Below are 12,917 nucleotides of genomic sequence, written 5' to 3' on the forward strand. Positions count from 1 at the left end.
AGTCCGTCAGACACGATCTGAGCTGAGGTTCTGATGGTTACGAGCGGCGTATGTAGCACACAATTCTGACAGGTAATGGGGGCTCCAATAGTTCTGAGAAAAATCAGGATCCACTTAGGCGTGCCAGCAGTTCGTCGGTCCTGTCTTTGGCCTCGTCGCGGGAGATACCTTCGTCGACGTAGCGCTCGATGACGCGGGCACGAATCTGGCCTTTGTCCAGCGTATCACGAGGTTCGATGTACCCGTTCTCTTCGAGGTACGTTTCCAGCTTGTCCGCTTTCCCGCTACGGAAGCGGTTCACTTCGCCACTGTGCAGGGCATCGACGATCTGTCTGCCATCCCCATTGACCGATTCGGCAAGGGCAGTGACCTCGTCGATGAAGTTGCTGCTCACGGCGCCAGAGGCTTCGAGAACCTCTCGATCGACGGGTTCGCCACGACCAACCTTCCAGGCGTCGACGAACTCGCTCAGCGCCACAGCATTCTGCTCTGCGACCGTTATCTGGTCGGAATCAACTGAGGAGAGGTCGCCGTTCCCCCACTGGAGCAAGTTGTTCAGCTGTCCCCAGTGCTCGATTCCGAGCTCCAGGAGTTGACGGAGGGTTTCGACATCGTCGACCACGTACCACAGGTGCGCTGTCCCAACGCCACGGTGCGGATTGAACGAGTCCACCGCGAGTTCGTCCCCATACGAGTCGTGGTCGTGACTGTCGGGACTGGGTGCTTTCGGAGTGAACGATTCGACAGATTCCAGATCGGGAATGTAGACCGAATCGTCGACATCGCGAACCGTTGCAAGGTCGACAATCTCGTGGTCAACACCGTTCGTGCTCTCCAGTGCAGCAGTCCACTTTGCTACTTCGTCGCCCTGTGCGGTGAAATAGAAGACCTGACGGCCGTTCCTCGCCAGTTCAATCGTCGACTCGATGATGGTCTTCGCCCTGCGGTCGTCTGTGTTGGCGAGAGTTTCGTCGAGGAGGAGCGGGATCCGAACGCCCTGCTCCTGCTGTTCGACGAAGGCGATCCGAACGGCGAGCAAGACCTGGACCCGAGTACCGCTCGAAAGCTCGTCGAGCGCGAGTCCCTTCTGTTTCGATTCGTCGAACGCACGGAACTCGGCTTCATTCTCGTCGAAGTCCAACCGATACCGCCCACGAGTGATCGTCGCCAAGATTTCACGAGCACGCTCGAAGACATCAGGGCGACTGGTCTCCATTGTCGCCTCCTGAACGTGCTCCACCAGGACGTCGCCGACCATCGCAGCACAGTCGTCCTCGAGTTGGTCTTTCAGGTCATCGAGCGCCCGGTCACGCTCTGCGAGCGCCGTTTCAACTTGGTCGTCGGACTTTGCCTGTCTGATCTCCGCCTTGATATCGGCAATCCGTGACTGCAGGTCGTCGAAATCCTCGGCAGTTCGTTCCGCCTCACGGAGGTCCTCTCTGAGGTCAGCAGTCTCCTGCTCCTTAAGGTCCGGTTCGAATTCTGGGTAGCTTTCGAGTTCTTCGGCCTCCGTATTCGCCCTGATTTCGGCCTCTCGTACAGCCTCCGCAGCCGAGTCGTATGCTTCGACCTGCTCACAGAGTTCCTCCAACCAATCGTGGTCATCGGGGTCGAGCTCCAGTTCCGCAAAGATTTCGTCGCGTTCGTCCTCCAGCGCATCTATCTTCTCGGTCGCTTCCTGAATCGTCTTCGTAGCCTGGTCGAGGTCCCGCTGTGCGGTTTCGCGTTGCTGTTCGCGGTTCTCGAGGTTCCGGATTGCCTCGGTCGCCTCACCGGAACTCTGGACGCCGTCGTAGCCGTAGGGATCGAGTTTCGCTTGGAGGTCTTCACGGGCGGTCTCGAGCTGCTCGTCGACAGTGTCGATGCTCTCTTGAATCCCTTCAACCTCGTCGTGGGCTTCCTGCCAGTCGAGGACTCGCTTGGAGATCACGGCGAGTTCGACATCAGACGCATCTGGCGCGGCGCCCAACTGATCTTGAAGTTTGGCACGTGTTTCCTCCAGATCCTGCTCCTTCTGTTCGAGCGTGTCCGAATCCGTCGCCAGGCTATCGCGCCATTCGGACCGTCGCTCGGCCAGCTTGTGCTCTGCGATTGCGTCGTACAGTCCGATCAGACGGGACCGAACCGCATCCTCGGACCAGGTCTCTGGCGGCTTCAGACCAGTTTTCTCGAACGACTCACGGTGCGGTTCTCGTGAATTCCCTCCGTCTGCGGACTGTGAGCGAGCGCGCAGCCCATACCAGAAGATGCCAGCGGCGACGACCAGGATTGAGAACAGCAGTGGATGCACCAGTAGACCGAGCGCGATGCCCGTCGAGGCTAGGGAAATCGCCGAGAACGTGGCGATACGGAATGCTTCCGAACCGTCGTTCGACTCCGTAGAAACGGACGCAGCCAGCCATTCCTCCAGCGACTGACTCGCACGTTGGAGCGTGGGTAGATCGGGCTCAGGATGCTCCCCGTCCTCTAGAAGTCGTTGGACGGCCTCCCGGGTTTCACGCTCGGACTGGAGTTCCTCGGCCTCTCGTGCGAACTTCGAGACGGTCTTCCACGTGACGGGCTCCAGGCCAACAAGGTCCTCGGTATCGACATCGAGGGGAATGTCTTCTCGGGCAGTTTCTCGCTGCCGTTTTGCGTCAGCCAACTCTCCTTCGAGATCGCGTTTCCGGTCCTCCGCAGAATCGAGGTCATCGCGAAGCTCTTTCAGATGGTCGATACGGCCTGTCGGGAGGCCTTCTTCAGGAAGATCAGCCTCATCGAGCCGGTCCTGAGCGTCCGCTTTCGTTTTTTCGGCCTCGTCTTTTTTGTCGATCCACTCGTCAATGTCATCTTCGAGGGACCGAACACGCTCGATTTCGTCTCCGTCGACCTGCTCTAAAATATCGGGGAACTCGTCGAGCCTCGATTCAGCCTGCTCCAGCTCGTTTCTCGCCTGTGCGTAGTCGATCGCCTGCTCGAGCAGTTCGGAGCGCTCCTGTGCTCGACGCGCTGCCTCCAGTTCACTACGTAAGCGGGAGAGTTCGGTCTGCTCTTGGCGTAGTTCGGAAACGTCGTTCCGCGCCTCACGTAACTCCTGAATCGCTCCCTTGGCGTTCTGGACGACGTTCCTGTTGGCCCGACTCGGGGAATCCGAATACCCGAGCTCGTCGTATGCTGCAGAGAGATCGTACCCACCAGCTGATTCTCGCTCGATTATCTCGGCGAACGACTCGTTGTTGTTGTCTCGCTGGAGGAGGTCGTGGAGGGAGAGACGGTAGCGGTCGCGTTGATCGGCCGGAGGGAGGCTCGGACCGTTCGCCTCCTGGCCGTCACGCTGGTAGCTCGTGGACCCATTGTCGACTTCGACTCGCCAGGCTTCACCATTCAGTGAGAGCTGCCCCACGAGGGATGCACGTTCGTCGGCGGTCTCGGGCCAGCAAAGCCATTCGAGCGACTCAGCGAGTGTCGTCTTTCCTGCCGCATTCGGCCCGTGAACGACATTGATGCCGGAGCACAGGTCGTCGACAGAGAAGCCGCCAGTTTCGAACCCAGGAGCTTGGACGATCTGGATTTCCTCGAAGCAGATCGGGTCCCTGGTCATGCGTTACCCTCCTTTTGGCTGAGTAGGGTATCGAGCAGCACCCGTGCCTGCTGTTCGAGATGCTCGATAGCGTCAGCGTCGTCCGGATCTTCGAGGTCGGTTTCGCGTCGGAGCGGGTTGTACGCATTCGCACTATGAGTCTGCCGTACAGCGCCTAGCGAGTCATCGACTACCTCGCTGTAGGTTTCGTGAGGATCACCGTTCTCGATTTCGAGCAGGAGGTCAGCGAGGTACGCAGCTGCATTGTCCCCTTCTGCAAGGTCTTCGAGATCGATTGCCGGGCGGGTATCGACATCAATCGATTCGATCCGGACGGAAACCGAGCCTTCCCGGAATCCGAGGTCACGCTCCATCGATCGATGCTGCTCGACGAGCGACGAGTGCGCATCCGTCCGTCCGGTGAGACGAACGCGAACGAGGCTGAGCTCCAGCGATCTCGTGTCGAGTTCGGATCGAACGTGGTCTTTGATCTCCTCCGAGATTACAGCGGTCGCTTCATGTGGGTCGTCTACCTCGGACACGTCGACCGTAACCTGGTCGTAGCGAACGGATGCCAGGGGCATCTGGTCAGCTTGTACGTCTCCGTTTTCGGGTATCGTAATCGTCCACGGGCCGTGGGCCCGCTGTTCTCCTGGGTCAAGGGGTTGTGGCGAGCCCGAGTACAACGCCAGTGGACGCGAGTCGATCTGGATGCCTGGACTGTGAATATGACCGAGTAACCAGGCATCTGCCGCGGTGTCGCGGAGTTCGCTCGACAGAACCGGTGCGTACCGGCTGCCTCGCGAGTCGAGGTCGGCGTGAAGTACTCCGATCTGAGGAGCGTCATCGGTCGCCGGGAGGTCATACTCATCGAGCGGGGACTCGTAGACGTGTTCAGCCGAAAACGACCAGCCATCGAAGTGGGCGATGGGCTCGCCGTCCCGTTCGAGCGTCCAGCGTTCCCACTGCCCGTCTCTCCCGAGGAATTGGAGCGTGTCAGCGTCGAGGTTATCGACCATATCAGGGAGCGCATCGAAGTCGTGGTTCCCGGCTACCACGACGACTGGAATCCCCGCTTCGTCGAGTTGTGCAACTCCGTCTTCGAACGCGCCGTACGCCTCGAAATAGCGATTCTCCTGATCGACGACATCACCAGCAATCACGACCGCGTCGACGTCCCGGTCGATTGCTTCCTGGACCGTCGACAGCCAGACAGCTTTCGGCGACAGCTCCGGACCATCCAAATCATCCGGAATTCGACTCGGGTGACGGCCGAGGTGGAGATCTCCTGTGTACAGTAGTTCCAGGGCGTCCTTCATGAGTGCGACTAGACAGTGAGATAGAAGCACAAGTTACGGATAAATAAATGTCACCCATTCCTGAACTACTGGGAGCCGATAGATATCCAGATCCACGTAACGCCAGTTGTTGAAACCGGGTGCAGCAGTTCGTTATTGGCGGCGTCTCAAGACAGTCGCCGCCGAAGGCGATCGAGTAATCCACTCGAGGATGGCTTCTCCTCATCTGATGTCCCACTGAGTTCTTCATGAGAGGGGAGTACATCATCAGTAGCCGTGTCCTCGCGATCGGGCTGGCCCTGTCCATTCGACTGTAGTTCGGCACCGTCTTGGGAGTCACTGTCGCCGTGTCGTCTAGTCCAGGACTGGCGGCTAGGGTGGCTTCGACTCCCGCTGCTGGTGACAGTGTCTGTGTCCCTCAGTTCTCTGAGGAGAGTCCTCTCGCTGGCAGGGTCAATCCCGAGAACTGTCCGATACTGACGAAGCCGACTCTCTAATTCTGCAATCCGCTCACGCTTCTCGTCAAGGTCACGCTGCTGACGTTGTACCTTTGCGGCTAAACGACGAGCGTCGTCAACGGCGTCAGTATCCACAGGATCAGAAACAGTGTTATGACCTGGCTCCTCCGAGAGTGCCGTCTCACCTAGGTTTTCGTCTCGGTCATCAGGTGTTGAACGCTCTCGGCCCGTTGGCGGTGTGTAGTAGTCGTCGATAGTCAGGAGCGTCCGAGCGATACACACGTCTCCATACGTCGCGCCGTTCGCGAAGTGGACCCGATCCCACTTTCCCCGGTAGAGGCCGGAATCCCGGAACAAGCGATCCATCCGTTCGGGATCGCCACCGGTCCAAAACCCCAGGTAGAAACACAGCCCCATGTCTGCCTCCGACTGCGAGGGATATCGGCTCTCGGGTGACGCCCAGAGTTCCTTATCCCCTTCGTAGAGTGCTGCGATGGTGTCGCCACTTTTCGAGGCCATCGCCTGCTGGAGGAGTGCGTCATCGTCGAGTTCGACCCCAGGACCGGCGATTTCGTCGAGTGTAGTCGGGGGATCATCGGGAAGGACATCTACGCTGCAACTGTGCAGTGCGACTTCGAGCGCCGAATCTTCTATGTCCGGGAAATCGAGGCCATAGCGAGTGTACAGACTCGACTTCGAACCGATGGCCTGTGATTTCTCATCAGCCGACTCTCCAGCGGGTGAATCACCAGTCGGTTCGCCATCCGACGCTTCGTTCCCATTCTTCGCTGCCGCGTCGATTGCCTGATCGAGGTCAACTGCCCCAGTATCCGAATCGGGTGAGGACTGAACGTATTCGTAGTGTACACCGAGCAGTGCGTCTTGCCGGCGAGCAATCGTCTCAGGCGTTCCTTTGACGTGGTCGGTCGTGACGGTAAAGAAGCGAGCTTCTTCGTACATCTCGACGTCACCACGCCGGTTGCGTCCTGGCGGGAGTTCCCCCTCAAGAAGGACGTGAACACCGCGGCCAGATGGAGAAACCTCGGTGTAGGAATCGAGTCGGTCGACGATATCACGAGCCCAGTCAGTGAGGTCACCAGTAGCAGGATCACGGCAGTCATCCAGGTCAACGCCGACGATAGATGTCTCGGAGGCGAAGACGAATCCAATCCCATCGGTATCGACGCGGTCGCTCTGATGGAACTCGAGCGCGCTCTGGAGATCACGCCACGTAGCGGGGTCCGTCGCACTGGCGTTCGAGGTCCCACTGGTATGATAGGGCTTGATCGGAACCTTTGTCGGCTTCCCATCACGTTCGACCTCCTGCCAACAAATCCATTGCTCACACTCGGTCAATCTGTCTGGGATCAGACGCTCGTCGATTTCACTGCTGGACATGGATGGAACGGGGAACTGCTTCGGTCGTCTCCACAGCCGATTCGGCATCGCGATAAACCTCGGTGCGCCGGCGTGCGCTCGATTCCTCTCTCGAACTGGACTGGTGCGCCCAAAACCGTATGACTGTGCGTCCTTGGAGCGGATCTGCGTTCCCTCCCCTGCCAAGACCTATTCTAGGTGATTCGCCGATAGACGCAGGAAGGCAGGAGGTTGCTTTAGAGATGCTATAGAGCACACGGTGCGCCCAGCTAGTGGCGCAGGTCATCGTCCTCGGAGTCCTCCTCAGCTTGATCGACTGATTCGATGATATTGCGACCGCCGACGAATCGCCATTCGCGGGGATTGTCGAACGCCTCCTCGGAGAGACGTGCATAGTTCTTGGTAGTTTTGTGGGGTACGTTCTCAAGACGTCCAGCATCGGCCAGTGCTCTGATGATTTCGTGGGCGACGTCCGTATGCGGGACTACCCACATCTTCCTGACCCCCTCGAACGACGCGAGGTCGTCGTAGTGTTTAACCATCAATTCCGGACGGATATTCGTCACCACCTCAGCGATCACCGCAAGCGTTCGGCTTCCGTCGTCACGTGGAAGGAATGCGGCGACGTCGAAGACCATCCCGCCAGCCATCGGCTCGTAATAGGTTTCGACGAGAAGCCCCCGGTTTCGCAGATGGCGAGCGATGTACTCGACGTAGACCTTGTGAGCCGTTTTCTCGAAGAGGTCTCCGTTGTTCCGGCCCGCGTAAATCTTCCTGCTGACTGCGGCCTGTCCCGCTGGAGGCACGTAGTAATACTTCCGACCGTACACACGCTGGATTTCGAGGAGTCCGTCTTCCACCAACTGCTCTTCGTCGACCTCTCCCTCTATCGCATCCCGGATAGCCGTCATCGACTGCGTCAGATCGTACCCATCCAGTTCGCCGTTGATCCCTGCGATCACGTCTCGAAGGAACTGCCGTGATGTGTCTGTCAGGCCACTCTCCTGGTCGGGGTTCTTAGCAATCTCAGGTGTCGCTGGAAGATCAGAGACGTGGTTTGTGGTATCTGCGGGAGGACTCTCCGTTCCCGAGGTTTCTCTCTCCTTCGGATCATCCAAGTGAGCCTGTGATGGCGAGCCGGTTCCGAGAACGGTTCCGAACTCGTTGGAAGCCCCGCCAATAGCAGAGTCGGGATGGGTCTCCACCTGAGAGTCGTGTTCATCCGAGTTCCGAGGCTCGTCTATTTCTCCGGAGTCCGGCCGCTCGGCATTCTGGTCTCTGTCCGGAGGCGTCGGAGGTCGTTCAGTTGTCGCGCTGTTCATCGGGCCGGTTCCATAGCGGGCTGCACGCTGGGCGGCGTCTGGCGGACTGTTGACGCCGGGGACGAGACAGTACGTGAATCGAGTACGTGACCACTGGAGTTCGTCTGCCTCCTGGAAAGTCATCTCTGCCGTCGGGCTGTACGTGCCCGCGTCGACCGACTCCTCTCCGTCGCTGTGTCCGTCCGGGACGGGTAGCGGCTTGAGTGTCACCAGTTCCGGCGTGTCGGTCATAAAGCCGGTGTCGGGTAGCTGTGCGAGCCACTCACCGCGAGGGAGTGACGCGATCCGATTCGAGAGGGCGGCGGCGTCGAGTTCTTCGTGGAACAGCGTCGTCGCCAGCTCGTCGTCGATTGCGAGCTTACCGATGAGCTTGGTGTTGATGTTGCGGAGGATTTCCTTGTAGGCCCGCGTATCGAGTGCGTCACGTTTGACCTGCTCCGGGAAGTGAACGATGAGCTCGAACGCGAGAGCGAACTCACGGGCGTCAGGAATCATCTCGTCACGAACGAGACTGGACTGCATAATCGGTGCGGCCTCGTCGATGATCAGGTTCACACAGTAACCGTCGGCAGGGTCAAGGACAGTCCGGTTCCATCGCTTTCGGAGTCGCACCCACGACCAGAGGTAATCCAGCATAAGCACCGTGAAGACGTTGCTCGACGCGGGTCGGAACTCGCCGGTATCGATCAGCACGACCGACTTCGAGTCGAGGAGCCCATCGAGATCGAGCAACATCTGCTCGTCAGCATACCGCTGGGCTTCGCCGTCCCATTCGGGAACGAAGTTCAGCATTCGCCAGATGAAGTCCCGCTCTTTCAGCTTCGTGATGCGGTTGAGAACGGCATCGATAGACGTGGCGAACCGGCGTTCCTCGGCACTGAAGTGGCGCATGAGCGTCGCGTGAAGCTCCGGATCGCTGACCTCTGGAATCGTCTGCTCGGTCTGCATCTTCGTGGCCGCATCGAGGAGGTCGCTGATGGCGTACGCATCCTGGCCGTACACCGGGTCGAACAATGCACCAATGAGGTTGCTGAGGATCTCCTGTGCAACGAACGCCTGGTTGTGATGTTCGTCACCGAGGACGTACTCCAGTAGTTCGTTGTAGCGGTCGATCTTTTCCTGAACAGCTGCCTCACGACTCATGCCAGCCGCGATCTGGGGTCGTATGTCGAAGAACGGGAACGCGGGCAGTTCGCCGTTCGGCCCTGGAACCGGGAGATGGACGATGTCGTCGAGGTCGCCGAACTGCCGGAAGTGCGCTCGTTTGTACTCTGTCGCCATACTGCCGCCCTTCTTGTCGAAGATGAAGATCGACCCGTCGAGTTCGTCGTACGCGCTGAGACCGTCGTTGATCATCGCTGTCGTCTTCCCGCCACCCGTCGTCGACGCCCTAAGGACGTGATGGGTGAGTTGCTCCGCAGTGAGACTGATGGGGATGTTGTCGCGGTCGGGAGATGCCGTTTCAGCCTCACCGATGCACATCCCAGAGTCGAATTCCGCGAGCAACTCTTCGTCGGTCGCGGTGAGCGGCGAGCGAGCGTCTGGAGCGCCACCAGACGCACCACGGCTCGCCTTCGGAAGCGCGCCCGTGCTGGGTACAGTTACGAAGTTCGCCAGCTCGTCTGGACTAGCGACGATGATCGGGTTCTTGCTCTGGAAACGCTCTCGAATACTCGTCGGGCTCAGTCGCGACCGGCAGAGCGCATCGAACTCATGGCCCACCCGACTGACGCTTGCCCCCTCGACGCCGTAGTACGGCCCGCTCAGAGCGGTGAATGCGCCAGTGACGCCGTTCACAACGCTCGCTTCGCCGGCTGCTCGTAGGGACACGTCGAACGTCACGGTCGGCTGCTTCAGGTCAATCTGCCCCATTCGGCTGTGTCGCGTCGATTGGCCGTCACCCCCGCCAGAGATGGTGCCCCCGATCTGCTCGGGTGTATCTGGCCGGTGACGCTGCCGACGCTCCTCTTCAGACGTGCCGAGGATCATCGCGGCAGCCTCCTGTTTGAACGAACTGAAGACGCCAGTAGTCCCCATCTTGAGGTTCCGTTTCTGGACCTCTGCTTCCTTCGTCCAGTCACGACGAGGCGTGAAGACGACCTGGAAGACGAACGGTTCGTCCGTCTCGGTTGCCTGTTCGAGGAGGACGCTCAGGGGCGACCGGAACGAATCCTCGATGTCGACCGAGATCTCGCTGAACTGCGAGAGCAACGTCATCCAGTCGTTGTTCTTCGTCTCAACGCCCTCCCATCGAACCATCGCCGGCGGCGTCGGGTCGCCATTCGCGCCACGTCGAGATTCGTCGCCAGTATCGTCAGGTGTATCGAGAAGGTCTGGTTCGAATCCGTCCAGTTCAACGAGTTCATCGATACCTTCGAACGCGGCCAGATCCGCGAGCGTCGCACCAGCAGGCTCGACGTCGTCGACGAAGATATCGGTCGTGGCGAACGGGACGATTTCGAAGTGGAAGCTCTCGGGATACATCGCCCGGACGTTCGCTGCGAGGTGTTCGAGAGCCTCGACCTCGTAGGGCCGAACGCCGAGGTAGAAGTCGAATCGGCGGGTATCTGCTGGCTTGTGAATCAGGAACTCGAACGTCCGCTGCGTGCTCACGAACGAAAGCCGGCGTTCGAGATGGAACGGCATCTCTCGGCCACTCCCAGCCCGGTAGAGGCCATAGAGTCCCTTGACGACGTGGTCCGGCGTTACTTGCTCACGAGCCGGCGTGATTTTGATATACGGGCGGAATCCATCGTCGTCGTCAGTAGAGTCGTCTGAAAGTCTATCAGAATCGTCTCCCCTCAAATCGTGGTCCGACTGGGATAGTGCATCACTCGGAGAGGAATCTGGGTGATCCCCTTCGGCTCTGTCAGCAGGTGTTGCGTCCTCCGAACTTGGGCCCGAGTCGTCACTCGTACGACCGTGGATCCGTGTCGAAACCGCATTCTGGATTTCGGAGTCATCAATGTTCGGAAGTCGTGGCTCGCGTCCTCCAGAACCGGACCTACGAGACGGTCCCGACCCGTTCGTCATGGGGACCACCTCTTTTGAGTCCTCACCGACCACTGATGTGAGCGGTCTCTTGCACGGAGTCGGTGTCTGAGGTGGCTATACAGTCGATTGTGGGTTAGCGTGTGCATGTTCGGAAAGAAGGTCACGTCGTAGGAGCGGTGACCGATGCCACGAGCGACCAGTCAGGACTACCGTCCACGAACCAAGTGGATCGTCCACCCCGACGGGAAGGAGCCTCGAGATGGCAGTATGAAATCCGGTCACGGGTCAGTTCCAAAGGGGTCAATGGGCGGGTACTCGTCGGGCTCACCCTGCGATGAACTCGAGCAGGGAGACGAGTGCGCCGAGCCCGAAGTACGCGATGACCATTGCACCGCCACCGAGCGTCAGTTTCATTCCCGTCTCGGACCGCTGGGAGTTCGTCCGGGCAGTGAGCCAAACGATCAGACCCAGGACCAGCACAGTGAGGCCGGCGTACTGGAGCGTCGTGTAGACGACGTCGTAGAGATTGGTGAGGATCGTCTCCCAGCCTGCGACAGAGCCACCGGACCCACCCGTAGGTCCGCTGGATTGTGCAGCTACTGGGTTGACGAAGAGCATCAGCGAGAAGAACGCGGTGACGAAAAGGCTCTCGAAGTTGAGGACTCGCCGGAAGCGGCGGAGGCTGTTCGTGTCGGGGTCGGAGTCTGTGGTGTGCTGGTTCGTCATTGCACACCAGCCGTAAGCTGGAAGGTATAATGTTTGTTTCAGGAATGCGGATTTCGCAATCTTACGGTGGCCGCAAGGTTGCGTCGGACGCACAAATGCGCGAATCTCGGCAATAAATGCGCTCTATGAGGGGATTGTGGGGAAACAGTTATGCTCAATACCAACCCACATAGAGCGAGCAAGTAGTTGCGGTCCCGATCTGTAGTCGAACCATAGTGACCACCATGTCGTATACTACCAGAAGGGGTAGGCTGAACAGCCAGAGGGGACGTCAGCGATGAGCCGATATTCGATTCCCGTGAAAGAGGGAACCCGTGACCGCCTTCGGGCGTACAGCAATCGGAACCTCCTCGACCGACAGTCCTACGACCAGGCAGTGAACGAACTCCTCGATCAAGTGGAGTTCGCCTCTGCCGAAGAACTCAACGCGCAGTACGGATCCATCGAACGAGGTCGCGTCTAGCTCCGATTCCGCGATCAACAGAATTGGGACCGGCCAACATCGGCCGAAGCGCGACTCACCTTTCAGTTTTTGGGGTTTCTCGGATACTCAGAGCCCATAGATACCCGCGATGGCAGAGAACAGGATTCCACCCATCGAGACACCGATCATCACGAGTCCCCATGTGACTCCGCGGTAGCCGCGAGTTGAGGTTCGACCATATCTTGAGCCTCCCGCCCACAACGCAGCCCCTAGCGAAAAACAAGCCAGACCCAGATAGGAGAGCATTCCAGACGCTGCTTGCGCTATGGGGAGAAGTCCCGAAGTCCCGCTAGCTCCGTACGGCCAGCCCGATGGGAGGAATCCTGTCCCGCCCATGATGAATGCGACGAGGTCGTAGAACGCACTCATACCGAGGATTGCAACGAGAGCGGCAGCAGCTCCAACCATCATCCCTCGGTAGCGAATCGACCGTCGCGAATTCGTCTTCGTTGTGAAGAAGCCGAGGATGCCGACGACGAGGAAAATCAGCGCGAGATATCTGGCTGTCACCTCCGCAACGGTGAACAGTCGAAACGCTGGAGCGACGAGATCGGAAACAGACGGCATGGTTCTTACCTCACAGGGGTTGAGAAAAAAGAAATAGGCTTAGAAGGTGCGGAGCACGCACAGTTGCGGCATTCAATGCATTGGACCAGAACATTAGAAAACATAAATATCCTTATAGTAAATATTATCAAC

General features: G+C 58.9%; 7 protein-coding genes. 1 reads left to right on the top strand and 6 read right to left on the bottom strand.

Going from position 1 to position 12,917, the window contains the following annotated elements; all coding sequences use genetic code 11:
* Window positions 1-103: 103 nt before the first annotated feature.
* The 5 genes from SG26_RS19045 to SG26_RS19065 all read right to left on the bottom strand — a co-directional run bounded on the left by SG26_RS19045 (window position 104) and on the right by SG26_RS19065 (window position 11,734).
* Entirely contained in the window at window positions 104-3,580 is a 3,477-nt protein-coding gene (locus tag SG26_RS19045) for an AAA family ATPase (protein ID WP_050038515.1), read from the bottom strand.
* On the bottom strand, window positions 3,577-4,878 hold the full coding sequence (locus SG26_RS19050; protein WP_050038516.1) for a DNA repair exonuclease: 1,302 nt from the start codon (window positions 4,876-4,878) through the stop codon (window positions 3,577-3,579). Before SG26_RS19050 ends, SG26_RS19045 begins: the two co-directional genes overlap by 4 nt.
* Window positions 4,879-5,024: 146 nt before the next feature.
* Window positions 5,025-6,713 (bottom strand): hypothetical protein, encoded by a 1,689-nt coding sequence (locus SG26_RS19055; protein WP_154020822.1) that lies wholly within the window; start codon window positions 6,711-6,713, stop codon window positions 5,025-5,027.
* 248 nt (window positions 6,714-6,961) lie between these two features.
* A complete protein-coding gene (locus SG26_RS19060) occupies window positions 6,962-10,819 on the bottom strand; it encodes an ATP-binding protein (RefSeq protein ID WP_154020823.1) in 3,858 nt (1,285 codons plus the stop codon).
* 513 nt (window positions 10,820-11,332) lie between these two features.
* Window positions 11,333-11,734, bottom strand: a complete 402-nt coding sequence (locus SG26_RS19065; protein WP_050038519.1) for a hypothetical protein — start codon at window positions 11,732-11,734, stop codon at window positions 11,333-11,335.
* 277 nt (window positions 11,735-12,011) lie between these two features.
* Here SG26_RS19065 and SG26_RS21290 point away from each other — a divergent pair, with 277 nt between their 5' ends.
* Window positions 12,012-12,197, top strand: coding sequence for a hypothetical protein (locus SG26_RS21290; RefSeq protein ID WP_007538796.1), 186 nt, complete (start codon window positions 12,012-12,014; stop codon window positions 12,195-12,197).
* A gap of 87 nt (window positions 12,198-12,284) precedes the next feature.
* Here SG26_RS21290 and SG26_RS19070 read toward each other — a convergent pair whose 3' ends face one another.
* Entirely contained in the window at window positions 12,285-12,785 is a 501-nt protein-coding gene (locus tag SG26_RS19070; RefSeq protein WP_050038520.1) for a hypothetical protein, read from the bottom strand.
* Between the last annotated feature and the right edge of the window lie 132 nt (window positions 12,786-12,917).

This window comes from Haloarcula sp. CBA1115, assembly GCF_000827835.1.
Lineage (GTDB): Archaea > Halobacteriota > Halobacteria > Halobacteriales > Haloarculaceae > Haloarcula > Haloarcula hispanica.